This window comes from Psychrobacter sp. CX14 (assembly GCF_057396205.2).
Window position 1 is genome coordinate 2,479,252 of sequence record NZ_CM183187.1, and the last position, 24,867, is coordinate 2,504,118.

A 24,867-nucleotide genomic window follows, 5' to 3' on the forward strand; every position below is an offset into this window, starting at 1 on the left:
ACTGAAGTAAGAATCTAGATAACTCTTTAAATAAAGATTCAAATCAAACAAAGCGCCAAACCCATGTCGATAATCTATCGACCTATTGTACTGAATTAAACCCGCCTATTAATCTAATAAAGAGAAGAGGAATACTCATGGCCAAGCCAACCGATGAACAAATTACCTTGCCAGACTTTGATGTGCCTATGGTTCGAAAAATTGACGGCAAAATGCTTGAGGCAGATATCAATCTTAACGAACTTGTCAAAAATAGCCAAAAAGGGTTGATTTTATATTTCTATCCTCGTGACAATACCCCAGGCTGCACTACACAGGCCACTGACTTTACTGCGCGATTAAGTGATTTTGATACATTAGGCTATGACATTATCGGTGTTTCACGCGATAGCATTGAATCGCATAAAAAGTTTATTGAAAAACAAGATTTACAGATTACGCTGATTAGTGATACCGATGAGAAGTTATGCCAATACTTTGATGTGATTAAAGAGAAAAACATGTATGGCAAAAAGACGCTCGGCTTAGTACGCTCAACGTTTGTGTTTAATAAAGATGGTCAATTAACCCATGCTCAACGCAACCTACGTGCCAAAGACTATGCAGATCGCTTACTTGAGACCTTAGGTTAATTATCCGATTGTTGAGACAGTCAATACCAAGCTCAATAGTTAATCAAACTTTATCATTTTTCTCAGGAGAGTGTATCAATGAGCGCCCCTCATAACACATCTAAGCCGACTCGCACAGTCGATGTGGCTATTATCGGTGCCGGTACTGCCGGACACAATGCCTATCACCAAGTGACCAAAGCCACTGATAATGTGGTTGTTATTAATGATGGCTTTTGGACCACGACCTGCGCCACCGTCGGCTGTATGCCAAGTAAACTATTAATAGCCGCCGCCGAGCGTGCTCATCATGCCAAAGATTCTAAAGAATTTGGTATTGAAGGCAAGCCAGTTATCAATGGCAAACAGGTCATGAAGCGTGTGCAAACTGAGCGCAACCGCTTTGCAGGATTTTTGCAAAAAAGTGTTGAGAGCTGGCGTGAAGACCAGAAGATACACGCACATGCTAAATTCACCAAAGAGGGTTTAATCAAAGCCGGTGACGAGTTTATTAAAGCTGAATACATTATCGTTGGTACAGGGTCCGTGCCTTTTATTCCAGAAGGTTGGGCTGAAAAATTAGGCGACCGTCTATTAAACTCTGAGAACGTGTTTGAGATTCCCGACTTACCAAAGTCTGTTGCTGTTATTGGCGCTGGCGCAATGGGACTGGAGTTCTCTCAAGCTCTGCACCGCTTAGGTGTAGAGGTAACACTATTTAACCGCAGCAATCGCATTGGCGGTATTCAAGATGAAGCCATTAACCAAAGTGCATTAGACTGTATATTGGGCGAATTAAACACCGAGCTTGGCTCAACTGTCAACGATGTGGCTCAAAGCAGCGATGCAGATACCAAGCAAGCGGTGATTCATTTTAGCGATGCCGAGGGTAACGAAAAGACTTGGCAAGGCGACTATGTTCTACTGGCCACAGGGCGCCGTAATACACTTGATAAAATGGATATCGCTTATGCCGGTGTCGAGCTGGATGCCAAAAACCGTCCACTGAACCTAGATCCTGTCACTGGTCAAGCCGGTAACAGCAATATCTATATCGTAGGTGATGCCAATGCGCGTACGCCGCTAATGCACGTTGCCAGTAACGAAGGCTTCCATTCAGGGCAGCATATCAAAAACTTGCTTGAGAAGAGAAATAATAGGGTTGACCAACCGTCACAGACGAGCCTTGCTGCTATCAAGGCCAGTGGCGACTGCGGTGCAGAGATGCTGTGCGATGATGACATCAATGCCAATATCAGCGCTGACAAGTCGGTTGCAGATACCGGTAAGCCTTATGAAAATAAGCCAGCAACACCGCTAGCAGTGGTCTTTTGTGACCCTCAAATTGCAACTGTTGGTCAGTCGAAAACCGAGCTTGAAGCGTCAAATACAGCATTTGTCACTGGTGAAGTGAGCTTTAATAGCCAAGGCCGTAGCCGCGTGATGGGCGTCAACTGTGGTCTGTTACATATTTATGCCAGTCTAGAGAATGAGATGATTTTGGGAGCCAGTATGGTCGGCCCTGATGCAGAATATATTGCGCACATTCTAGCAACAGCGGTTACCAATGCGTTAACGGTTGATGACCTGCTTGCCAGCCCTTACTATCATCCGACAATTCTAGAGGGTCTGCGTACTGCGCTGCGTGATACCAAGCGTCAAATCAGAAACCATAACGCGTCATAGCAAGCGCTTAATCCTTACGGACACTTTAAGATACCCTGTTAATGAATTAGCAGGGTATTTTTATTAGACTATTAGAGGGTAGCGTTTTATTGTATATTAAAGGGCATCGACTGTTGCTCGAACATAAGCCGTATCCGCTTTGATACCAGACCGCTTGTTTGTTGTGTTTAATAAATACAGATAATAACGTCAGCTATCACTAGCGGTATATGATATCTCACCACTTTGAAAATAGGATGCCCAATGGCTAGCTCTACTGGCTCAAAAATTAGCGCATTTTTTCAAGAAATTATGCACGATTTATATTCGAGCTTATATCTTGCTATCGGTGGTGACTTAGAAGAAGAAACCCATGACTGGGCGTCGCGCGGTGCAGAACTTGCTAGCACCACTATTAAGATTATTATTCTGCTTGCGGTTTTAGGCTGCTTATATTGGCTATTTATTTATATTATTAAGCATAATAAAGAGCGTCTAAAGCTGAGCGATAAGCGCATGAATATTGCCCGCTCGACTGTTCGCTATGTTTGGGTGGTCAGCTGTCTAATCGCTGTGATGAGTCAGATTAATATTGAACCATCCACTGTCAAAGCCACGGCAAAAGCCAGTATTTGGGCCGGTATCTATTATGTGTTATGGACCTCCTCTGAGCAGGTCATTAGCCGAGTGCTTAAACATTATGGCCTGAATGCTTCAATTGAGCAGTTATTAAAAAACGTCTTTTCTGTGCTCATTGTGGTGCTCGGTCTTGCCAGCGTCATGGCACAGTTTGGTTTTGATATTGTTTCACTGGTGGCCGGTTTAGGTATCGTCGGTTTGGCAGTGGGTTTTGCCGCGCAGTCCACCATTGCTAACTTTATCTCCGGCATCACGATTTTGCTTGAGCAGTCGTTTCAGGTGGGTGATTGGATTAACATTGGCGACAAAGAGGGCCGTGTTATCGTTATCTCTTTGCGTACCACCCATATCTTAACCCGTGATAATATCACCATCATTATTCCTAATTCGACGGTCGCCTCCTCTGAGGTTACTAACCTCACCTCAAAGAACTTTATTCGCTTTGATATTCAGGCACGTATTGCGCTTGAGGCCGATGTCGAGGCAGCGCGGAAAGTGATTTTAAACGTTATTGACGATATGGATAATATTCTCAAACGTCCTGAGCCTTCTGCCACTATTGATCATATTAGCGACTTTGGTGCGGTATTTATTGTCCGTTTTTGGGTAACCCCAGCGGCAGTTCCGCGCATCCCTCGTATCAAAGAGGCGTTACATGAGCAAATAAAAAACGAGCTACAAGCGGCAGAGATTGCCATTCCTTATCCGCACATGCGCATCTTAATGCCCAAAGATGTCGATTATCCTATTGAGACTAAGCCCTTTGAAGTCAATACCCATGTGAGCGATAAAAAATAGCCTCTAAGCATCTATAGTGCTCACTATTGCTTTGTGAATTCAGTGCAATGATGCTTACGGACTTAAGAATACGCTGACAGACATATTAATTTGCAGTGCCTTGTAAGTGATTGTGTTAAAATCACTGACCATAAATACTGGTTTTGAAAACCACACCCCTTATAACAACCTCTTAGCTTAACTCATACTTTAAATCTGCATCACTCCCGTCGATTCAATTCTATTGAATGGGTCGATGCATGACTAAGCAACATACAAACGTAAAGGTCACCTATGTCCACCCCTACACCCGAAAACACCCCGTTAAATAGTGAAGCCGCAGACAATAGTGAGCAAAGCATGCGCTATGATATTGTCATCACCTGCGCCGATGGCTTAGAAGCACCTTTGCAAACAGAGCTTAGCTATATGGATATCAGCAGTGATATCAAAAGTACCGGCCGTCTAACGGTTACTGCCACTCTAGAACAGGTTTACCGTATCTGCTTGTGGTCACGTGTTGCCTCACGGGTATTATTACCGCTCAAAAAACGCAATATCAATAAAGAGTACGACGTTGCCGAGCAGTTAAACGGCCTAGCCAGAACCATCGACTGGACAGAATGGTTTGGACTTGATAATACTTTTGCTATTCGTATGAACGTCGATAAGCGCGTTTCGGTTAGTCAGCAATTTGCTATGCTACGTATTAAAGATGCGATTGCTGATACCTTTACTGACAAGTATGACAGCCGTCCTGATGTCGATAGTAATGACCCAGACTTCCCAATTTATGCAACGGTTAATGACAAACAGGCAGAGATTTTCCTAGATTTATCAGGTACCAGTTTGCACCGCCGCGGTTATCGTGTTGCTATGACTGATGCACCGCTAAAAGAGAACTTAGCAGCTGGCTTGTTATACAGCGTGGGTTGGCACAAAACCAAAAACAGCTACAGCGCTTTGATTGATCCTATGTGTGGTTCGGGTACGTTTATTATCGAAGCCCTGCTTATGCAGTGCGACTATGCTGTGGGTATCGATAAAGCGGAATCACAATTTGGTTTTTATCACTGGCATGAACACGACAGTGAGTTATGGCAGCAGTGTGTCAATGAAGCGCAGCAACGTTTTCATAATGGCTTAGAAAAAGCAGCATCTGGTAAATTACCAACGATTATGGGTTTTGATGCTGATGCTGGCGCGATTAAAGCAACTCACAAAAACTTAATTGCCGCTGGTCTTATTGAGATTATCCCGCACTTAACCCTAGAGCAGCGGCCACTATCGCAGTTAAAAATCGCCTTAGCAAAGCCACTATTGGATCGTAAGCTTAAGCGTCCACTGATTATCACTAACCCACCGTATGGTGAGCGTTTGGGTGATGTTGACTTTATCAAGCCGCTTTATCAAGGCTTAGGCTTGACCTTACAAGAGATTTTTGCCAAGCAAAAATATCAGCCTGTGCTTGGTCTGCTTGCCGCTCATGTGGAACAAGCGGACGTATTGCCGATTGCAGAGCCACAGACCCTGCGTTGCCATAACGGCGCAATTACCGTGTATTTCCGTCATGGTCAGCTGATTCGTAAAGAAGGCGAGAGTCTGATTGATCGTTTTGAGAAGAGAAAAATCGAAGTCGATGAAGCTCAAGACTTTGTTAACCGTCTACAAAAGAATGTCGCTCATCTTAAAAAGTTGGCGGCCAAAGAAGAGGTGACCAACTTACGTGTTTATGATGCCGACCTACCTGATTATAAGGTCGCCATCGACGTGTATGGTGATTATGTGCACGTACAAGAATGGGCCCCACCGAAAACTATTCCACCAGAGACGGCTCGCAAGCGCTTTAATCTTGCATTGATGGGTATTCGTGAGGTGTTCGGTATTGACCGTGAAAACGTATTTATTAAGACCCGCGCGCGTCAGGTTGGAAATACTCAATACGGCAACCCTGATGGCAGCAAGTCTGAGACAGACAAGAAAAAAGACGACAAGCACGTCCCTAATAAAGACAACCGCTATCGTTATAAAGGTAATAAGTTCCAGCAAGCCCGTGAGGAAGCCAGGAAACAAGTGGCTCGTGAAGAGGCTAAGAAAAAACGTAAACTGCACGTCATACAAGAAGATGGTGCTTATTTTTATGTTAACTTCACCGACTATTTAGACACTGGCTTGTTTATTGACCACCGTAACATGCGCGGCATGATCCGGTCAGCCAGTCGCGGTGCTGATGTATTGAACCTATTTGCATATACCTGTACTGCCAGTGTGCATGCGGCACTCGGCGGTGCTAAAACAGTCACCAGTGTCGATTTATCACAAAACTATCTCGACTGGGGTAAACAAAACTTTGCGTTAAACGGTCTTGATGTGACCACCAGCCGTTATCAGTTTGTTGCCTCTGATATTTTTGATTGGATTAAAGACAATACAGATCAGTTTGATGTAATATTCATTGATCCACCCACCTTCTCAAACTCTAAGAAGTTCCAAGGTACCTTTGATGTGCAGCGTGACCACACTGCCCTCATCAACCGTGCAATGAACCGCTTGGCCAATGGCGGCGTGATTTACTTCTCGAATAACTTTACCAAGTTTGAGCTTGATGAAGAGTTATATGATCGTTATGACATTACTGAGATTACCAGTGAAACCATTGGTTTTGATTTTAATCCGAAAAAGCCAATCCATCACAGCTTTGAGATTCGCCATAAGTTGTAAGTGTTTTAGTGTTTAGGGGAGCGCAGAGTCTGGGTACTTTTAAACCACCAACCCGCTATCCGCTTGTATCTTTGCCCGCCACGGCAATGCGTCTAAGCTAGCATGCGTTCCTGCCTTACGAGACCGCTTGCTAGCAAGTCGCACTATGCCGTGGCTTAGCAAAGGATACCGCTTCTATCGGGGCTAGATCTTAAAACTGTTCATTATATTTCCATAAATGTTCTAATGCTGTCGAGTACTCAAAATCCCTAATTCTAACTAGTGCTTCATCTAACTCTTCTTGCAGTAGTTCGGCTAAACTACCGTCATTTTCCACTAACATTTTCAAATATTCTTCTGCTAAACTCTTTTCTGCTGCAATAGCAGCCTTACGTGAATTCACTAATTTACTATCACCATTGAGATTAAAAACAGCGATAGTATTATCAGCAAGCTCTTTTTTTGCAGATCTAAATTGGCTCTAGGTCTAACCCTACCAGAACTTAAGAACAAGATTAGTTCACTAGAATCCATAACATCAGGTTTACATACTTTATCTAAGTCTATTTCTTTAGCTACTGGACTGCTATCTTTATATTTTCCACAACGGTTAGGATTGTTACATGAACCAAATAGATTGTTCCAGTCAAAGGTTAAACGTGGGTCTCTATTTCTTTGAATAAAATGCTCAATATGGCCGTTTGAGTTATTTATGTTAAGTCTGCATTCACAATAAGCGCAAAAACCATTCTGCATGTCATCGAGTTTTTCCCAAATCTCTCTACTCAAATCATTTTCTCTTATAACAGACCAATCATCTTTACCAGGTTTGAATTTAGCTAAACAAACAGGAGCACCTCCACGAGATAGTTTCTTCATTGGAGTTAATTCCCTTTTAGCGCTTCAATCTTCAATTTGAATTCTTGAGTTCTAATATCGCCTTCAATTTTTTTTATCTCGGGGTGGTTATCGCCGAAATGCTTAACTATCTTGTCAAACAGATTTTGACCTTCTTTCGATTTCCATAGATTCTGTGCAACCAAGGCCGAATATTCAGAAAGCCAATCTGCTTCGTATACCTTTGGTATAGCAAGTGTACCCATTATCTGCTCTAGTACATCAGCGCTACAAACACCTTTAGTCTGAAATTCTGGTGTATTTATTATAGCATTCCCATCGCTATCAAATTGAAGTATACGAATGCAACTCTTATCAACAGTCGATAGAACTTGAGGGCTGTGAGTAGTTACTATGAACTGTAAATTAGGGAAAGTCTCTTGAAGGTTGATTAGTATCTCTTGTTGCCACTTGGGATGTAAGTGTAATTCAATTTCATCAATAACAACAATTCCATGACTATTTAAAGGATTATCAGAATCAGGATTTAATTTTACCAATCGCCTCGCTAAATCCCCAGATAAGGCCACCAACATCTTTTGACCTTGTGATAACTGAGCTATATTGACTCTATTCCCAAAGTTCTGAACCATTATTCTAGCTTTTCCTGAGCTACGATCTACTTCGAGGTTCTTTACTTCTGGAACAAGCTTTTCAATTGCTTGATTTACAAGTTCTAGATGTTTTTTGTATTTAGTGGGAGTGTTAGTCTTTATTAAATCTGCTAATTCTTGTTTTTTAGATTGGAGCTTAATATTAAAAGGATCGTTTTCTGGAATAATTTTACCCGAATATACATCATCAATAGTAGCCTGCAATGTCTCTATCTGAACCTTTAGCTCTTCAACTTCCTTAGTGTTTCCACCTTGCGCTCGATTAACTAGTTCGATATAAAGTTTAGAAAAGTTTTCAAGTTTTCCACTCCCGTCTAAAGCTGTTTTAAGGTCGGAGAATCTATTGCTTGCATAATCACCCGAGGCATCTTCTGTAATCGTTGATGATAATGAAAAATCTGAGCGTTCGACTGAATAAAATACTAAAAGTGGGATATATATTGAGGAGCTATGAGAAACACTTTTATACATTTCGGCGACTTGTCTGATACCTACTACATTTGTAGGTGACCTACCGTCATAACCAGAAACAGTACTACCAATACTCACATCAAATATATTTTTCTCATCAAACTTAAATTTCGTCGCTACTTCACTGTACTCTTTAGAACAAACATGAATATCACTTTCTATAATAGGTCTACCAACTACGTCTGTTTTTTCTAAATTATTATTCAACCATGATAAGGTCTTAGCTATACCTTCTACAATACTAGTTTTGCCAGAACCGTTAATTCCTATTAACACAGTAACTCTCTCATGAAATGAAATCTCTAGTTTTCTAAACCTTCTAAAATCAACCATATGCATGGATGATAAAATAAGTTTTTTAGAAGTAAGTGCAGATTCTACTTTCTCCAAATATTTATAAGCTAAAACTTCATCCTTTTGTTCAACATTTTTACCTTCAAGATAATTTAGATATAATTGATACGAAGATTGAAAGTTACCTTTGTCTGAGTTTTGAATTAAGTGTTTGATAGTCCTACTTTCATATCTACGTGACTTAGTCATTTGATTCCTCAATAATTTGAGTTATTAGCTCATTAGAATACTTTCTTTTCAAAGATTCAATAAATGTAGGTTCTATATGCATAGCATAAGCAATAAGACCTCTAAGATGTTGTCTTTCTTCAGTATCAAGTTTATTAAGTTGAACATAATGAACTAAATGCTTTATATATCTTTTACGCTCTCTTCCTAAAGAGAGCGTTCCGTCATTAGTAATAGTTATACCTGTAACATGTCTATTATGAGCCTTAGATGAAAATTTAGTTTTTTTTCTGTTAATTCTTATAGAATTACCAAACAGCTGATTAAGTTTTTCTTTTACAAGTTCTGGAATAGAAAAAAGTAAGTCCTTATGCTTGGTAGAGAATGTTAAGTCATCAGCATACCGCGTATATGTAATTTCTTTATCCACACAAAACTCACTAATAGCACAATCGAATTGGTACATAAAAAAATTGGATACTAACGGGGAGCTTGGTGCACCTATACTAAGAACTAATGTTCCTCCCGTTTTTTTACTAGGATTCCAGAAAAGTAATTGTTCTAAAGTATACTTATCTTGACTAGAAGGTAAAGTCAGTAACGACTCCCAAACCGTCCAGAATAATGTATTAGAAATAGAGTTGAAAAAATTTTCAAGATCTAGCTTAAGTAAATATGGATTATTTTTATGAGCATTTGCATTTTGTTTAATACTCCTTCCTTTTCGGTACGCTATCGCTGAATCGTGAATAGGTAGATTCTGAAGCTCCAGATACTTTCGTTGATACTTTTTTAGCTCTTTAGAAGGTTGAGCAATAACTCTATGTCCAGAGGTACGCTTTGGAATAGTATAGACTTTATACCTTTTAGGCGCACTCAACAAAAAACGAAATACTTCGTCTTCACTCTTTTTTAACTCGAATGCAAGCTGTTTTATCAAAGTCATTTATAGCCCCATAAGAAAAGCCCAAGAGCAGCACTCTTGGGCTCAGCCCTTTACTTAAGGAAGCGATTAATTCGCAACCTGATTGACGAACGGCGTGAGGAAATCAGGTTGCGAATCAATCGCAACCATAAAGCCGTTCAATAAATTAGAGTCTGGCTAAACACCCGACTAGACGAATTCGTCTTAAGCTAAAGGGTATTTTTATTATATATCAGGTTAACGACTTTATACAATTTTTGTTGTTACTCTTTATAGCGCTAGTAGATACCACCTTACTCTGGCTTGTGACTTGATGTAGAGTGCTTCCCCCGTACCTTATTTATCGTGATATTAGATACGGATGGTTAATCTTATTGACTAGAGCGACAACATAGGTGCGGTTTAGCCCCGACAGTAGCGGATGGTGGGATTAGCTGCAAATAACAATATTTTAATCTCAAAGGTAACGCTTTTCTCTATAATTCATTGGTGACGCCCGTCCACACACCCATCGTTACCCTATCATTACCGCCATAATCCTGAATGGTTTTGACCTGTGTATAGCCAAAATCAGTAAAGATTTGACGCACCGCCTCGCCTTGGTCATAGCCATGTTCAACCGCTAACAAGCCACCTTTAATCAGATATTCTGTTGCTCCGCTGGCTATCTGTTTGATATCAGCAAGCCCATTGTCGGGCGCAACTAAAGCCGATAATGGCTCAGCTGTAAGCTTCTCTAAGTGCTCATCATTATCAATGATATAAGGCGGATTGGAGACGATGATATCAAAGCTTTGCGACTTATTATTTTTATCTAACGCGCTAAACCAATCGCTTTGCTTAAACTCGATATTAGTAACATCATTTAAATGAGCATTGCGTTTGGCGACCTCTAAAGCCGGCTTAGAATAATCAATAGCGGTCACTTGCCAATGGTTAGGCGTTAATGTTTGCAATTCATACGCTAGGCTAATGGCGATACAACCAGATCCAGTGCCCAAATCCAATAAACGCTTGGGTGAATGAGGTGTATCATCAGTTTGAGCGTTATTATCTATCCACGCCAACACTTGCTCTACCAATACCTCGGTGTCAGGTCGAGGAATTAAGGTATGTTCATTAACCTCAAACTCTAACGACCAAAAGGCTTGCTTACCCGTCAGATAAGCAGGTGGTGTGCCTGATTTCATTTTTTTAATACCAGACTCAAACTGTGCCTGCTCCGCCTCTGTCATCTGATAATCGCCATCCGTGATTAAAAATGAGGCTGGCTTTTGTAACACATACAAAAGCCAGTCATTAACCCAATGCTCAGGCAACGCATCATACTGAGTTCGTTTGATTTGGTTGACGCTCATTACTGGTTGGGCATTCATCTCAGTCACGTCTTGGTCCCTACCCTTATATACCTAATGCTATTTTTTGCTTTCAGGCTGAGTATCAACAGCCTCATCAAGAGCAAGCTGACTGGTTGCTATATCATCGCCATAAATATCATCGTTACCGCCGATGACAATATATTTATCGACCAAATAAATTAGCAGTAAAATAGGAATACCGATGACAAAAGTAAAGGTAAAGAAGAACGGCCAACTGGTCACCTCCACGATAGAGCCTGAATAGCCACCAATGACTTTGGGGATTAAGGTCATAATCGATGAGAAAATCGCATATTGAACCGCCGTAAACTTAATCGAGGTCAATGCCGATAAGAAGGCGATAAATACCATACTGGCGAAGCCTGATGCCAAGTTATCGACAATCACCGCAAAGTACATATATTCAACGCTGCCTTGATGATAGGTCAGTAAGATAAATAATAGATTAGTTGATGACGCCAAAATAGCACCGAGCATCATGGCCTTCATAATGCGCATTCTTTGCGCGAGCATACCACCTAAGAAACCGCCAACAATGGCCATGATAACGCCAACCAGCTTCACCGCGTCAGCAATTTGGGTTTTGGTAAAGCCCATCTCTTGATAAAAGACGTTTGAAATCACGCCGGCAACGATGTCTGAGATACGATACAGACCTATTAAGGCAAGTAGTAATAGTGCTTTTTTGCCATAGCGGCGGAAGAAATCGACAATAGGATTAATCCAAGTTGCCATTGCCACTTCTTTTTTGACCAAGCCTATTTTGACTAATAAATAACCTGCCACTATCGCCATAATTAAACTACTGATTAAACGGGTCGCGGTCATCAAGAATTTAGCAAGCGCATCATCAAACTCAGGCAACACATTACCGATTTGAATATAACCGGTAATAAACACCGCTACCGATAGAATAAACACCAGAACCAATCTGAGGTAATCGTTGCGCGATTCAGTAATTGCTGGTGCTTTATTAATGATTTTTGGCTGATTAATCAGGAAGAAAAGTAATAACAAAGGCGCAATACCGACGGTCACCGCAAAGTATTTATTTAATACTGGATAGATTGACTGAGAAACGATAACAATACTGCTGTCCGTCAGTCTGTTATATAAGGTTTCGACCAAGTATGGCAAACCGATAACAGTCGCCGGTACCAACAAAATCGCTGAATAAACAAAGAACAGCTTAAGGTTTAACTGCTGTTTTTTAATCTGCAGAATCTCAGCCGTTGGCTCGTAACCGGCAAAAGTGGTCAATAATGGCAGCGTCATAATCAGCGCCATCACATAATAGGTATTTCTCCATGCCTCATAGCTGTACTGGTTCTCAGTTGACCCAAAGTACACTGCCAAGTATAAAGACCCTGCGCCTGCCACAATCATACCGATACGATAACCGGTGACATAAATGGAGGATAAGACCGGCTGCATCTCCGGCGGCGCAAGCTCAATACGGTATGCATCAATAACAATATCTTGCGTCGCTGCGGAAAATCCCAGAAGTACCGAGCCAGCTGCCATTAAATGCAGCACATTAATCTCAGCAGGGTTCACACTCGCCATGACATAAATAGCAAGAATAATAAGCAGCTGCGCAACAACCATCCAAGCCCGCCTACGCCCCAACCATGTGGTTAATATCGGCACAGGAATGGCGTCAATGAGCGGCGCCCAAATAAACTTGAAGGCATAGCCAAGACCCGCCCAGCTAAACATGGTAATTATACCCAAATCGACACCGGCTTCATTAAGCCAAAGTCCTAAACTTGAGAAAATCAGCATAATGGGCAGACCAGCGGCGAATCCTAAAAAGAACATAATCAGGACACGCAAGTCTTTAAATGCCTTTAAGGCATCAACCCATGACTTTTTAGGCGATTGAGTAACGCTAGAATCGGGCTGAGTTGTGGTAGACATGAAAAACCTATCTTTATAAAATCTAAAAACGATATGTTACTTTAGAATGGCAGGCTTGACTAGCCGTATCGTATCAAGCGTACAATACAACCTGCCCGCTCGTCATTGAAAATCACATTATATTGGCAAATAAGGCTATAATATTTGGGTTAATCCCTGCAATGCCCTTATAATGAACGCGTTTAACCTCCTACCCTCCATTGTTCTAGTATGCTCTAGTTCAATCTCTTGTTTTTAGGCAATTTCATATTTCCAAGCCGCAGTGATAAAGGATATTTTTTATGGCAATAGATGTGGTCGTCAACCAAAGACATCTACAAATTCAGCTCAAACAACTAGAAACCGTCTGGCATACCGTTATTAACGGCTATAATTTAAGCCAAGCCGCCTCGGTACTGCATACCAGTCAGTCGAGCTTATCCAAACACATCTCTGCCCTCGAAAGTCAGCTAAAAGCGGAGGTCTTTGTACGTCAAGGCAAACGCCTAACCGGCTTGACCCCTGTTGGCGAAGCCCTACTGCCACACATTGAGGCTATTTTTACCGAAATTCGTACCATTGAAAACATCAGCCTTGATTATAATAATCCGCAAACTGGTACCTTAACGCTGGCCACCACCCATACTCAAGCGCGTTACGTCTTGCCAGATATCATCAAGACATTCAAAGAAGCTTATCCAAAAGTACAACTGGTACTACAGCAAGCAGACCCTGAGACCATTGCCAATATGGTGATTCGTGGTCAGGCCGATATTGGTATTGCAACCGAGGCACTACTGCACAACTCTTATCTGCGCTGCTATCGCTATTATGACTGGTCGCACCGTATTATTGTGCCCAAAGACCATGAACTCGCAAATGCTGAAGACATCGACTTGCCAACCTTGGCAAGTTATCCTTTGGTGACTTACCACGGCGGCTTTACTGGTCGTAGCGCCATTGACAAAACCTTCCATGACGCCGGTCTTGAGCCTGAAGTGGTATTGGCAGCGCTTGATGCCGATGTGATTAGCACTTACGTTGGCGCAGGTCTTGGCGTAGGGATTATTGCAGAAATGGCTTTTGAACCAAGCCACTATCAGACCTTAACCGCAATTCCAGTAGATCATTTCGGCCGCTTTACCAGTTGGATAGCGGTACGCGATGATGCTGAGATTCGCCACTTTGGTCAGGCATTTATCAAACTGTGCCAAGAACAGTTTGATTCAGATAGCTAAGCCAGATAGCTATCGGCTCTTAGTTCAATTCTGATAACTGTAGAAAAGCACTCAAAAATGGGGGCTTTTTTTATGTTACCTTTTAACACTCTCATAGCTGGTTTACTCAGCCACCGCTTTGTTATCTTTTATTTATAAATGACTGGTCTACTTGAAAAGTGTGCTTAGTATAATCATATCAATAGATAATCCCTCCTATTTATATCAACAAATAATATAAACATTGAAATCAATATCTAAACAGCTATCTAATGGATGACTTATGAATAAAATCCCTTTATCTTTTCTAGACCTCGCTCCTGTTCCAGAAGGTCAAACGACTGCTCAAGGTGTGGCATACAGTGTTAATATGGCTCAGAAAGCCGAGACCATTGGCATGAATCGCTTCTGGATGGCTGAGCATCACAACATGCCCGGCATTGCCAGTGCTGCGACGTCAGTACTGCTGTCGCATATTGGTGCTAAGACTGATAAAATTCGCATTGGCTCTGGTGGCGTTATGTTACCTAACCATGCGCCTTTAGTCATCGCAGAGCAATTTGGTACGCTGCAAGCCTTGTATGGTGACCGAATTGATTTAGGACTAGGCCGTGCTCCTGGTACAGATGGTGCTACTTTTAGGGCGCTGCGCCGTCAGATGCAAGATGCTGATCGCTTTCCACAAGATGTGCAAGAGTTGATGTTCTTCTTGGGTAGTGAGTCAGATAATAGTCCAGTTCAAGCCTTCCCTGGTGCTAATAGCAATGTGCCGATTTGGATTTTAGGCTCTTCATTGTTTGGTGCTACATTGGCTGCGAAACTGGGACTACCCTACTCATTTGCCTCGCACTTTGCACCGCGTATGATGACGCAAGCCATTGCCACTTATCGCGAGAACTTTGAGCCATCTCAATATCTAGACAAGCCTTATGTGATGCTTGCCGCCAATATGCTATTGGCCGATGAGGATGCGACTGCCCGTTATCACTTTACCTCTGCTCAGCAAAGCTTTGTTCGCTTGCGCCGTGGTGGTCGCGGCCAAGTGCCTAAACCGATTGAGTCTATGGATAATTACTGGAGCGCCCCTGAAAAGGCCATGGTAGACGATGCATTGGCGGTGTCTTTTATAGGTAGTGTCAATACGGTCAAACCTTTATTAGAGCACTTCTTGGAGGAGCACAAGCCAGATGAACTGATGGTAACGGCTAATGTCTATGATCAACAGGCCCGTTTGCGCTCTTTAGAATTAATCCCTGAGCTGGGCGTGTTTGATTTGAAGCCTTAATCTTAATTTGAGCTTATCGCTTCTCAGCGCTAATTTTGAAGATTAAAAACAAAAAAGCCGATATTTAAAATATCGGCTTTTTTATTATAGATAGGAAGCTAACAAGATCTAATAAACACAAAATTCGACTGAGCTAAGGTAACTTACGTGGTTGGCATAGCTTGAGAGGTTAGAGACAAGGAAAATGCCAAAGTCGCTATACCTGCTTTGATAATCCATTTCGACATCATAGTGCAGCCCTCACTTTTAGATAAGGAGTATTTTTTATCAAACTATTGTAAACAAATAGTGAAACAAAGCATCTAAATTAATAGACTACTTGGTTAACCCGCTAACAATTGCCAATTGCTGAGTTATTACTTGCGATTACGAGATACAAAAATCTGCTTCACTGTCTGCACGGCCGACCATTTTAAGACGGTGCGTGCCTTGGTTTTTACTCTCATAACGGTAATGAGCGCCGCCTTTGTCATCAAGCGCATTGCCCTTATTATCGCTGACGGTTTGCACATGTCCGTCGGTCTTTACAATTAATGCCTGATTGGCTTTCATTTCTACGATAAATTCTCTTCCCGTAGTTAAGTCGCCCTTATAATGACCACATTCACTGCCTTTCTCGAAGATAACTTCGCTGGTGGGCACCGCATATGCACTTAGCGTTAGTATTAAAGAGATACTCGCTAAACACGCCTGAGTGCTGTATTTTTTGATCATAATTTAAATTTCGCTGTATACGGGATTTGATAATAGAACATAGGACTAAAGTAGAAACTGTAACACTCTAACCGGTCTCTGGCAATACTACATCCATCCTATACCGCGTAAAATAGCCGCACCTGTCGCCATCCCGAATAAAGATACCACCGTGGTAAAGGCTAAAATATTAGCCGCCAACACCTCGTTACCGCCCATGGCCTTTGACATTACATAGCTTGCTGCTGCCGCTGGAGAAGCCACCATTAAAAACAACACCCCCATGTGTACGCCTGTCAGACCAAAACCTAGCCCCACTCCGACAGCCAAGAGTGGCGCAATAACGATACGGCCTATACTCGCTTGCATAGATAAGCCTGAGAGGTTTAGCATAGAGCGCACATCAAGTGTCGCCCCAGCACAAATAAGGGCCAAAGGTAATGCCAGTGCAGATAAAAATTCACCCGTTTGAGTGATGACATTGGGTAGACCCAAAAATGAGAAGGTTGATGCCAGTGCTTTATAACTAAATGCCACGACTAAAGCGATGATCAACGGGTTGGTGAGCATCTTCTGCACCAATAATATCCAGCGTGAAGAACGTACTGAGGTCACAAATTGACGGGCTCTGTTGCTATTGCTATTACTATGTGCAGAATTAACATTAACCGTGCGATTAGTATTGTCAGACTCACTAGACTGCATAGCGGTTGTATTCTCAACTGCCGTTCGGCTGAGGGTAATAACCGCTAGTATATTAAATACGAGGGTCAATATTCCCATATATACCGCACCCACGCTCACCCCTTGAGAACCATAGGCATTGGCAACTGTTGCGAGTCCTATGATACCCATGTTACTACGAAAGACACCTTGTACGAAGACACCCTTGTCTTCGGCTCTCTCGATGAACTGTTTGGCATACCATTCTGCACCAAAGAATAACAACAAGGTCGCTACCAAGCCTGCAACAATCAGATTTATTTGCTGCATAAAGTCAACATGACTTTGTGTCACGCTAAAGAAAAGGAGGCAAGGTAGTGCATAATTAAAAACCAATTTAGAAGCTTCGTCGACGAAGGTTCTACTAATATGACCGTGTCTTTGCATTAAAAAGCCCAACCCCATTAAAAACAGGTTAGGCAATACAATATTTAAGGCAAAGACAATAGCGTCAATCATACATCGCTCACTATCTATTTATGGTCTTGTTTTTTTACCCAGTCACCCTTGTCATTCTTCTCATAGACATTTTCAACAGCAGCCCAAGCGGTTGCAAACCAACGTGACTCGTCATCATATTGCTCAGAGGCACTATTAAAAGCGGCAAGGAATATCTCTTGCCCATGCTTAGGTAAGTTGTCCTTGACCTGATCTGGCAGATCTGAAAGCTTATCATATGGCATTTTTGACTCCTTTTAATGGTAGCTGCTTTTAATGGAAGCAGCTAGTTATGGGAACAGCGCATTATGAGTTATGAAAGCATCAAATGATACAAAATAGCGAGCTGCGTCAGAAACTAAAAGCTTAAGCCCAGTCAACTAATAAGCTCAGTCATCAAGTTAGCCCAGTCAACAAATATATTCAACCAGCTAAGAGGTAATTGCAGCCATCGCTTTGCGCTGTTTTTTCAAAGTCATACCCAGTAATTGAATAGCCGCAGGCGTTACGCCGCTAACACGGCTAGCCTGTGCAAGCGTTGCAGGGCGAATCTCTTGTAGCTTTTGAACAATCTCATTAGAGAGACCAGAGACGGCACTGTAATCAAAATCAGTCGGTAATTCTGTATTCTCTAAACGCTTCATCTGATCGATGTCTTCTTGCTGACGATCAATGTATCCAGCGTATTTGACTGAGATTTCGATTTGCTCACCCACATCCTTAGCCACATCCGCACCGGTTACCGCAGCGATATCATCAAAGCCAACTTTTGGACGCTTTAATAAGTCGTAAGCGGTGGCCTCTTTTGATAGAACCTCACCTGTTCGCTCAGTAAATTTCTTACCAAGCTCATTGTTTGGCGTGGCCCACATGTCTTTTAGACGCGCAGACTCGGTTTCAATCGACTCCATTTTTTTCTGGAACGCATCCCAACGAGTGTCATCTACTAAGCCCAATTTACGGCCAATTTCTGTCAAACGCTGATCGGCATTATCTTCACGTAGTAGCAGTCTATATTCTGCACGGCTCGTGAACATACGATACGGCTCTTTTGTGCCATGAGTAATTAAATCATCCACCAATACGCCCAAATAAGCTTGGTCACGGCGCGGTGTCCAGCTGTCCATGACTGGATTATCTTGAGTTGATAATGCCGCATTTATACCAGCTAGCAAACCCTGCACACCTGCTTCTTCATAACCGGTCGTACCGTTAATTTGACCGGCGAAGTACAAGCTATCAATTGATTTGGTTTCAAGCGTCGGCTTTAGGTTTTGCGGATTAAAATAATCGTACTCAATCGCATAGCCTGGACGGGTAATATGCGCATTCTCGAAACCCACCATGGTACGAATAAACTCAACTTGCACATCAAATGGCAAACTGGTTGAGATACCATTTGGATAAAGCTCGTGCGTAGTCAAGCCTTCTGGCTCAACAAAAATCTGATGACTGTCTTTGTCTGCAAAACGATGGATTTTGTCTTCAATCGACGGACAATAGCGTGGCCCCACACCCTCAATAGTGCCTGAGAATAGCGGCGAGCGGTCCAAATGCTTACGAATAATGTCGTGCGTTTTGGCATTAGTGTGTGTGATATAACAGTTCACCTGCTCAGGATGCATGCTCACATCACCCATAAAGCTCATAACCGGCAATGGCGTATCGCCTGGCTGTGTTTTCATCACACTAAAATCAACGCTTTTGGCATCAATACGTGCCGGCGTTCCTGTTTTTAGACGGCCCACAGGCAGCTTTAATTCACGTAAGCGCTCTGCCAATTTTATCGATGGCGGATCACCTGCACGCCCACCTTTTGAGTTATCCAAACCGATATGAATTACGCCGCCCAAGAAAGTACCTGAAGTCAATACCACGGTCTTGGTTCTAAAGACGATGCCGGTAGCGGTTACCACCGCACAGGCTTTGCCGTTTTCAACCAAAATATCATCCGCACCTTGTTGGAACAAGTCAAGATTGGGCTGATTCTCTAGCGTATGGCGTATGGCTGCTTTATACAAAATACGGTCGGCTTGCGCACGTGTCGCCCGCACCGCCGCACCTTTACGACTATTTAGAATACGGAATTGGATACCGGCTTTGTCCGTTGCCAGCGCCATTGCACCGCCAAGCGCATCAATCTCACGTACCAGATGCGACTTACCGATACCACCGATAGCAGGGTTACAGCTCATTTGCCCCAGTGTCTCAATATTATGGGTCAGCAATAAGGTCTGAGCGCCCATGCGCGCAGCAGCTAATGCCGCCTCTGTACCCGCATGGCCGCCGCCAATTACTACGACATCATAAGACTTTGGATATTGCATAGTTGCCCCTTGGATACTCAAATAACGGATAGAAAATCCATCGCATTTATTCAAAGTATGCTTGTTTAATCAAATATAAATTTAGAAATATCAGTAATGTAACGCTTATCGCATCTGTTTGACAAAACCGCTTATTAAACGATCTATTGCTTCTAGTCTTTGTTAACCGCTTTTGTTGCTGCTGTTTATGAGGCCGTCGGCCGTTAATTTAAACCCCTCGTCTCTCAGTTAGCAAACCATCAAGTCCTTTGAATTATGATCACATAAATAATGCGGTTATGGTTAAGCAACCCTCTATTATACCAAGAATACAGACAGTTATTAATAAAAATACGCTTGCTTAGCTCCAACATTTATCTAAATCACGCTGATACCTTTCATTACCTATATTCTCTTCACTTTTGACTAAATGGATGCACACTAATTGCATTAGATTTGCTTCAAAGACCTTTATTTTTCTATTGAATAGTTAAAGGGGCTGCGCTACTTTATTACTTAGGTTACGCAAGTTTTATTTTATTGTTAACTTACCTATATGATCTCATTTGTGAAGGAGTTAAGGTGGATATCAGTGGGTTTAGTATTGGCAACTCAAAGGGCTACGAGACACCGTTAGAGGACTTTAAATTAATCAACTCAGTATTTCCTCAAGGCTCTGCCTGTTATGTCACTAAGAGACTTAAAGCCAAGTTTCAGTGTCTTTATCGTCGATGAAGACGGACACGTTTATTACGCAGATTATTTACCTGCATCAGGCTCTATTGAAGATGAGACAGAATGTGAATTACTCAATGATGTTGCTGCTGAGTATCTACAATCTGAAATCAAAGCTTACGGTACTCTAAACTGGTAATACCCAAGCATTAATTTGTAGCACTGATTATCTGACCAATAACTGGCTCGCCGGTTATTGGTTTTTTATTGGCCTAGCAATCTATCTGTAACAAAGATTTAGACTGCGGCTAATAGTCATTACGCAATATTCATGTATTATATTAATCCTCTTACTTTTAAACCTATTCATCTACCTTACATTGAGGCCAGCATGCGACTTAAACAATCATTTTATTTAGCATCATCTATTCAGTTATCCTCTCAGTCTCAAAATTCTCACCTTAATAACACCAAAGCAGCCCAGTATTTTAAGAAACTGTTATTGGCGACCTTAGTTAGCACAGGGCTTGCAGGCTGTAGTAGCTTACCGACTGACACATCGAAAACAAACCAAACCAGTGAAATGCAAGGTAAGTCCACCCACAGTAGTCAGTTTGCTAAAGATGCCAGTCGCCATGAATATGTGCTCGATAATGGGTTGAAAGTGATTATCAAAGAGGATCATAGAGCACCGGTTGCAATGACTCAGATTTGGTATGGGGTGGGTTCAACCGATGAGCCTGAGGATAAAGGCGGCATCTCTCATTTGCTTGAGCACATGATGTTTAAGGGAACAAAGAAGGTCTCTGGCAGTGATTTTGATAGATTGATTGCCAAGTTCGGCGGTGACCATAATGCGTTCACCAGTTATGACTACACGGGCTACTATGAGATGTTTCCAGTTAATCGCCTTGAATTAGCACTAGAGCTTGAAGCCGATAGAATGACCAACCTGCGCTTTGATAGCGATGAGTTTGTACAAGAATTCGCGCAAGAGCGAAACGTAGTCATGGAAGAGCGCCGTCAACGTACTGATGACAACCCAATGGCGCGAGCGTTCGAGAAGTTCCGTGTCTTGGCCCTACCAGATAGCCCCAAAGGCGAGTCTATCATTGGCCCGATGGATGAGATTGCCAATACTGAGATTGAAGACTTAGAGAAGTGGTATAAAACTTGGTACGCGCCTAATAATGCGACCCTCGTTATCGTTGGTGATGTTGAGCCTGAAGCGACGTTGGCTAAAGTAAAACAATACTTCGGCTCCTATCCTGCCAAGCAAATCCCTGAGCGCCCTTCTGTACAGCAGCGTGGCTGGCGTGGTTATCAGCAGCAGTCGATTAAAGAGACAGTCAACGTCCCTACTCTAATGATGGCGTTTAACGTGCCGACGTTACCGAGTGCTATAGTGTCCGATATACCAGAAAAAGAAGTTTACGAATTACTAATGCTACAGTTCTTGTTGGATGGCGGCTATGCAGCTCGCTTTGAGAAAAACCTAGTACGAGAGCAAGGTGTGGTTGCCTCCGTTGCCTCGCATTACGATTTATACGAGCGCGGTGACAGCTTATTCTTAATCCAAGCGACCCCTCGTGAAGGTGTCAGTCTTGAGCAAGCACAAAACGCTATCTTAGCAGAAGTTGATAAACTAAAAACCCAGACCATCAGCGACAGTGAACTTGAACGTGCCCGCAATAACGTAGTACAAGGTTTCGTCTTCTCTCAAGACAGCATGTCCGGTCAAGCCTATATGATAGGCAGCATGCAGGCGCGCGGCTTAGATGATCGCTTAATCACCACCTTATCTGATGAGCTTGCCAAAGTGACCAATGAAGACATTCATGCAGCGGCCAAAAAATACTTTGTCAAAGACAATCTGACCGTAATGTATGTCGAGCCAAATGACAGTGGTTCTGATAAAGCAAAAGTCGAGTAACCGCTGACAGACTGTTATGATTAAAAATGAATACCTATATCACTGCTTATAAAGATAATTGACGGACGACCTTATGAAAATGCCCCCTACTTTGATTCATTTCTCTAAATTAACCTTACTCTCGGTAGCGCTAAGCGTAAGCTATATGACGGCTCAAGCTGCCACGCCTGGTATCCCAGAAGGCGAGCATGGCAATGCCGATGTTGATATTACTCAACCGATTAAAGCCATAGACAATCTAAGCAGCTTAAAGAACAATGAAAAGCTGACCATGAATATTCCTGAGTTTCAGCATTTCACGACCAATAATGGCGTGCCTGTGATTTTTGTACAGACTGAGCAGCTGCCCATTGTTGATGTGGATTTGCGCTTTAAAGCGGGTAGTGCTCGTGATGAGAGCATTCGTCAAGGCGGCTATGGTCTTGCCAGCATGGTCGCAAATTTACTGACCAAAGGCACCAATAAGCTGGACGAAACTGAATTTGCCGAAGCGTCAGAACAGCTAGGTATTCAATTATCGAGCGCCGCTTATAAAGATCAGTTTGTGGTTAATCTACGCAGCTTATCAGATGAGGAGCACTTGAATCCTGCGATTGATTTGATGAGTAGTATGCTCAATCAACCACGATTTGACGCGCAAGTACTAGAGCGTAGTAAAGCACAGCAAGTGTTGGGTCTAAGACAAATGCAGCAAAACCCTTCTTATATTGCCAGCAATACTTTTAGTGAAGCGTTATATGGCAATCATCCGTACGCCCATTCCTCTTATGGCACCGTAGAATCAGTACCTACTCTTACCAAAGCTGATTTACAAAAGTTCCATGATACCTACTTTGTGGCTAATAATGCAACGTTAAGCCTAACCGGTGATTTGACTTTGGCAGAAGCCAAACAAGTGGCCAACGCGTTAACTAAAGACTTACCAAAAGGTCAGCCTGCGCCCCAACTGCCGACGCCCAAGCCGCTTGAGAAGAGCAAATGGGTACATGTTGATTATGACAGCGATCAAACGTCTGTCATTATCGGACAATTAGGCTACCGCATTAAAACTGATGAAAAAGACTTACAGCGTAAGACCGCTTTTAGTATTGGTAATGAGGTACTTGCAGGTAGCGGCTTTAATTCTCGTTTGATGGGTAAAGTGCGTAAAGAGCTTGGCTATACTTATGGTATTTATGGCGGCATGACAGCGATGCAGGTTAATGGGCCTTATGCCATTAAATTCTCTAGCCGTAATGAAATCGCCGATGATGCCATTAAGGCCACGCTAGATACCGTTAACGATACTTTGGATAACGGTGTTACCTCTGAGGAGTTTGAACTGACCAAAGAGAACTTGATTAACGGCTACCCTATGGGCTTTGCCAGTAACGCCGGCATTAACGGTATGCTTGGGCTGTTAAACTTCAACAACCTGCCAGACAGTTACGTGACCGATTATATTAAACGGGTTGAGAATACGCGATTAGGGGAAGTCAACGACACTCTAAAAGAAACGATTACGCCAGATAAGTTCTTAATCGTGACGGTTGGGCAACCTAAAATTGATAAATCATCAGAATTACAAAAGCTCAAATAGCTTATATTCATCCTATCTGATCTCATTGACGCATAGAAGATAGGATGAATTAACACAAAAAAAAGGCAGCGCTTAATTAAGCGCTGCCTTTTAGGTTTTATTATTCGGTTACTCGATAGTGACGGTCACATCATAATCAATCGGGTTATTTTGGTATTCGATGCCATTATAATCTAGGCGAATCACGTACTTATCAGCTTGTTTGACTTCGTAACCGCCATTGGTAAAGTCATGCACCACCGGAGACACTAGATAAGCCTCTATATTGTCCGGCTCACTTTGCACATGAATGGTCTGACCTTTTGACGGATAAACATAATAATCACAATAGTCGCCCTGCAATACCTCGTGCTTACGCTCAATGATATTAGAGTCAACATGCGTGCTAATCAGCTTAGGGCATTTGTCATTGTAATCTGCAGCAATTCGCGCTTGATTAATCTTTAGCGACTCTCCCATACGCTCAGCTGCTAAATCTGCACTTCTATCAATACTCACTGATTGAACAGCACCGCTAAGCTCTTCTCGCTCTAGACGAGGGAGTCTTGATGTTAACTTCGGCAAGCCACTGTCAGAAATATCTTGCCACTCTCCTTTTGGTTTCTCAAACCATCCTTCACTTGGCTTGCAAGCCGTCATAAAAATAGGTGTGGCAAACACCGTAAACATGGTTAAAATAGTCAAATATGGTGGTAGCTGTAGCTTCAATTCTTATCCCTCAATATATAAATACTGCCTACTTCTCTGATATTACCTCTAATCTGCCTTCTCTATGCATTATTAAGAGTAGTGAATACAGGTTAAAGCAGAATGACAAACATCTCGCTTGTTATAGACAAAGTTGAGTCATAATAATTAAGAACTGATTGAGCGCTTATATATAGAATGACCTGTACATATTATACACCTATTTTTACAT

At 42.3% G+C, this 24,867-nt stretch carries 20 protein-coding genes; 9 read left to right on the top strand and 11 right to left on the bottom strand.

Annotation, left to right across the window (positions count from 1 at the left end; genetic code table 11):
- Positions 1 to 137 precede the first annotated feature (137 nt).
- From AC2SLO_RS09595 to rlmKL, 4 genes are all read left to right on the top strand, one after another.
- On the top strand, positions 138 to 632 hold the full coding sequence (locus AC2SLO_RS09595) for a peroxiredoxin (RefSeq protein ID WP_486542936.1): 495 nt from the start codon (positions 138 to 140) through the stop codon (positions 630 to 632).
- 78 nt (positions 633 to 710) lie between these two features.
- Complete coding sequence (locus tag AC2SLO_RS09600) at positions 711 to 2,297, top strand: dihydrolipoyl dehydrogenase (protein WP_486542934.1); 1,587 nt, start codon at positions 711 to 713, stop codon at positions 2,295 to 2,297.
- A gap of 243 nt (positions 2,298 to 2,540) precedes the next feature.
- The gene (locus AC2SLO_RS09605) at positions 2,541 to 3,713 is read left to right on the top strand and encodes a mechanosensitive ion channel family protein (protein WP_486542932.1); all 1,173 of its coding nucleotides are present in this window, start codon (positions 2,541 to 2,543) and stop codon (positions 3,711 to 3,713) included.
- Positions 3,714 to 3,986: 273 nt separating this feature from the next.
- Positions 3,987 to 6,413, top strand: coding sequence for a bifunctional 23S rRNA (guanine(2069)-N(7))-methyltransferase RlmK/23S rRNA (guanine(2445)-N(2))-methyltransferase RlmL (gene rlmKL, locus AC2SLO_RS09610; RefSeq protein WP_486542930.1), 2,427 nt, complete (start codon positions 3,987 to 3,989; stop codon positions 6,411 to 6,413).
- Positions 6,414 to 6,603: 190 nt separating this feature from the next.
- Here the strand turns inward: rlmKL and AC2SLO_RS09615 are convergent, their stop codons facing one another.
- The 6 genes from AC2SLO_RS09615 to AC2SLO_RS09640 form a co-directional block, all read right to left on the bottom strand.
- Entirely contained in the window at positions 6,604 to 6,795 is a 192-nt protein-coding gene (locus AC2SLO_RS09615) for a hypothetical protein (RefSeq protein WP_486542928.1), read from the bottom strand.
- Complete coding sequence (gene ptuB, locus AC2SLO_RS09620; RefSeq protein ID WP_486542926.1) at positions 6,795 to 7,271, bottom strand: retron Ec78 anti-phage system effector HNH endonuclease PtuB; 477 nt, start codon at positions 7,269 to 7,271, stop codon at positions 6,795 to 6,797. The genes AC2SLO_RS09615 and ptuB overlap by 1 nt, the downstream gene beginning before the upstream one ends.
- Positions 7,272 to 7,276: 5 nt before the next feature.
- The gene (ptuA, locus tag AC2SLO_RS09625; protein WP_486542924.1) at positions 7,277 to 8,917 is read right to left on the bottom strand and encodes a retron Ec78 anti-phage system effector ATPase PtuA; all 1,641 of its coding nucleotides are present in this window, start codon (positions 8,915 to 8,917) and stop codon (positions 7,277 to 7,279) included.
- A complete protein-coding gene (locus AC2SLO_RS09630; RefSeq protein ID WP_486542921.1) occupies positions 8,910 to 9,842 on the bottom strand; it encodes a retron St85 family RNA-directed DNA polymerase in 933 nt (310 codons plus the stop codon). The genes ptuA and AC2SLO_RS09630 overlap by 8 nt, the downstream gene beginning before the upstream one ends.
- Before the next feature lie 455 nt (positions 9,843 to 10,297).
- Positions 10,298 to 11,197 (bottom strand): peptide chain release factor N(5)-glutamine methyltransferase, encoded by a 900-nt coding sequence (gene prmC / locus AC2SLO_RS09635; protein ID WP_486542966.1) that lies wholly within the window; start codon positions 11,195 to 11,197, stop codon positions 10,298 to 10,300.
- A 39-nt stretch (positions 11,198 to 11,236) separates the two neighbouring features.
- Positions 11,237 to 13,120 carry an AmpG family muropeptide MFS transporter gene (locus AC2SLO_RS09640; protein ID WP_486542919.1) on the bottom strand — a complete coding sequence of 628 codons (1,884 nt, stop codon included), beginning with the start codon at positions 13,118 to 13,120 and terminating at the stop codon, positions 11,237 to 11,239.
- 281 nt (positions 13,121 to 13,401) lie between these two features.
- On the opposite strand from AC2SLO_RS09640, the gene AC2SLO_RS09645 reads away from it, so the two are divergent.
- Both AC2SLO_RS09645 and AC2SLO_RS09650 read left to right on the top strand, forming a co-directional pair.
- Positions 13,402 to 14,337, top strand: a complete 936-nt coding sequence (locus tag AC2SLO_RS09645; RefSeq protein WP_486542917.1) for a LysR substrate-binding domain-containing protein — start codon at positions 13,402 to 13,404, stop codon at positions 14,335 to 14,337.
- A 262-nt stretch (positions 14,338 to 14,599) separates the two neighbouring features.
- Positions 14,600 to 15,601, top strand: a complete 1,002-nt coding sequence (locus tag AC2SLO_RS09650; protein ID WP_486542915.1) for an LLM class flavin-dependent oxidoreductase — start codon at positions 14,600 to 14,602, stop codon at positions 15,599 to 15,601.
- Positions 15,602 to 15,967: 366 nt separating this feature from the next.
- Here the strand turns inward: AC2SLO_RS09650 and AC2SLO_RS09655 are convergent, their stop codons facing one another.
- From AC2SLO_RS09655 to mnmG, 4 genes are all read right to left on the bottom strand, one after another.
- Positions 15,968 to 16,315 carry a hypothetical protein gene (locus AC2SLO_RS09655; protein ID WP_486542913.1) on the bottom strand — a complete coding sequence of 116 codons (348 nt, stop codon included), beginning with the start codon at positions 16,313 to 16,315 and terminating at the stop codon, positions 15,968 to 15,970.
- Between the two features lie 87 nt (positions 16,316 to 16,402).
- A complete protein-coding gene (locus tag AC2SLO_RS09660; protein ID WP_486542911.1) occupies positions 16,403 to 17,476 on the bottom strand; it encodes an AEC family transporter in 1,074 nt (357 codons plus the stop codon).
- Between the two features lie 14 nt (positions 17,477 to 17,490).
- Positions 17,491 to 17,700 (bottom strand): ChaB family protein, encoded by a 210-nt coding sequence (locus AC2SLO_RS09665; protein WP_486542909.1) that lies wholly within the window; start codon positions 17,698 to 17,700, stop codon positions 17,491 to 17,493.
- Between the two features lie 186 nt (positions 17,701 to 17,886).
- A complete protein-coding gene (gene mnmG, locus AC2SLO_RS09670; RefSeq protein ID WP_486542906.1) occupies positions 17,887 to 19,782 on the bottom strand; it encodes a tRNA uridine-5-carboxymethylaminomethyl(34) synthesis enzyme MnmG in 1,896 nt (631 codons plus the stop codon).
- Positions 19,783 to 20,446: 664 nt separating this feature from the next.
- Here mnmG and AC2SLO_RS09675 point away from each other — a divergent pair.
- The 3 genes from AC2SLO_RS09675 to AC2SLO_RS09685 all read left to right on the top strand — a co-directional run bounded on the left by AC2SLO_RS09675 (position 20,447) and on the right by AC2SLO_RS09685 (position 23,948).
- Positions 20,447 to 20,635 carry a hypothetical protein gene (locus tag AC2SLO_RS09675; protein ID WP_486542904.1) on the top strand — a complete coding sequence of 63 codons (189 nt, stop codon included), beginning with the start codon at positions 20,447 to 20,449 and terminating at the stop codon, positions 20,633 to 20,635.
- A gap of 192 nt (positions 20,636 to 20,827) precedes the next feature.
- On the top strand, positions 20,828 to 22,369 hold the full coding sequence (locus AC2SLO_RS09680) for a M16 family metallopeptidase (RefSeq protein WP_486542902.1): 1,542 nt from the start codon (positions 20,828 to 20,830) through the stop codon (positions 22,367 to 22,369).
- 73 nt (positions 22,370 to 22,442) lie between these two features.
- Complete coding sequence (locus AC2SLO_RS09685) at positions 22,443 to 23,948, top strand: M16 family metallopeptidase (RefSeq protein ID WP_486542900.1); 1,506 nt, start codon at positions 22,443 to 22,445, stop codon at positions 23,946 to 23,948.
- A gap of 108 nt (positions 23,949 to 24,056) precedes the next feature.
- Here AC2SLO_RS09685 and AC2SLO_RS09690 read toward each other — a convergent pair whose 3' ends face one another.
- The gene (locus AC2SLO_RS09690) at positions 24,057 to 24,656 is read right to left on the bottom strand and encodes a hypothetical protein (protein WP_486542898.1); all 600 of its coding nucleotides are present in this window, start codon (positions 24,654 to 24,656) and stop codon (positions 24,057 to 24,059) included.
- Positions 24,657 to 24,867: the final 211 nt, after the last annotated feature.

Bases quoted from the DNA above. Each gene is read 5' to 3' on its own strand.
- AC2SLO_RS09595 (WP_486542936.1), top strand. From the start codon at position 138: ATGGCCAAGCCAACCGATGAACAAATTACCTTGCCAGACTTTGATGTG.
- AC2SLO_RS09600 (WP_486542934.1), top strand. From the start codon at position 711: ATGAGCGCCCCTCATAACACATCTAAGCCGACTCGCACAGTCGATGTG.
- AC2SLO_RS09605 (WP_486542932.1), top strand. From the start codon at position 2,541: ATGGCTAGCTCTACTGGCTCAAAAATTAGCGCATTTTTTCAAGAAATT.
- rlmKL (WP_486542930.1), top strand. From the start codon at position 3,987: ATGTCCACCCCTACACCCGAAAACACCCCGTTAAATAGTGAAGCCGCA.
- ptuB (WP_486542926.1), bottom strand. From the start codon at position 7,271: ATGAAGAAACTATCTCGTGGAGGTGCTCCTGTTTGTTTAGCTAAATTC.
- ptuA (WP_486542924.1), bottom strand. From the start codon at position 8,917: ATGACTAAGTCACGTAGATATGAAAGTAGGACTATCAAACACTTAATT.
- AC2SLO_RS09630 (WP_486542921.1), bottom strand. From the start codon at position 9,842: ATGACTTTGATAAAACAGCTTGCATTCGAGTTAAAAAAGAGTGAAGAC.
- prmC (WP_486542966.1), bottom strand. From the start codon at position 11,197: ATGAATGCCCAACCAGTAATGAGCGTCAACCAAATCAAACGAACTCAG.
- AC2SLO_RS09640 (WP_486542919.1), bottom strand. From the start codon at position 13,120: ATGTCTACCACAACTCAGCCCGATTCTAGCGTTACTCAATCGCCTAAA.
- AC2SLO_RS09645 (WP_486542917.1), top strand. From the start codon at position 13,402: ATGGCAATAGATGTGGTCGTCAACCAAAGACATCTACAAATTCAGCTC.
- AC2SLO_RS09650 (WP_486542915.1), top strand. From the start codon at position 14,600: ATGAATAAAATCCCTTTATCTTTTCTAGACCTCGCTCCTGTTCCAGAA.
- AC2SLO_RS09655 (WP_486542913.1), bottom strand. From the start codon at position 16,315: ATGATCAAAAAATACAGCACTCAGGCGTGTTTAGCGAGTATCTCTTTA.
- AC2SLO_RS09660 (WP_486542911.1), bottom strand. From the start codon at position 17,476: ATGATTGACGCTATTGTCTTTGCCTTAAATATTGTATTGCCTAACCTG.
- AC2SLO_RS09665 (WP_486542909.1), bottom strand. From the start codon at position 17,700: ATGCCATATGATAAGCTTTCAGATCTGCCAGATCAGGTCAAGGACAAC.
- mnmG (WP_486542906.1), bottom strand. From the start codon at position 19,782: ATGCAATATCCAAAGTCTTATGATGTCGTAGTAATTGGCGGCGGCCAT.
- AC2SLO_RS09675 (WP_486542904.1), top strand. From the start codon at position 20,447: ATGTCACTAAGAGACTTAAAGCCAAGTTTCAGTGTCTTTATCGTCGAT.
- AC2SLO_RS09680 (WP_486542902.1), top strand. From the start codon at position 20,828: ATGCGACTTAAACAATCATTTTATTTAGCATCATCTATTCAGTTATCC.
- AC2SLO_RS09685 (WP_486542900.1), top strand. From the start codon at position 22,443: ATGAAAATGCCCCCTACTTTGATTCATTTCTCTAAATTAACCTTACTC.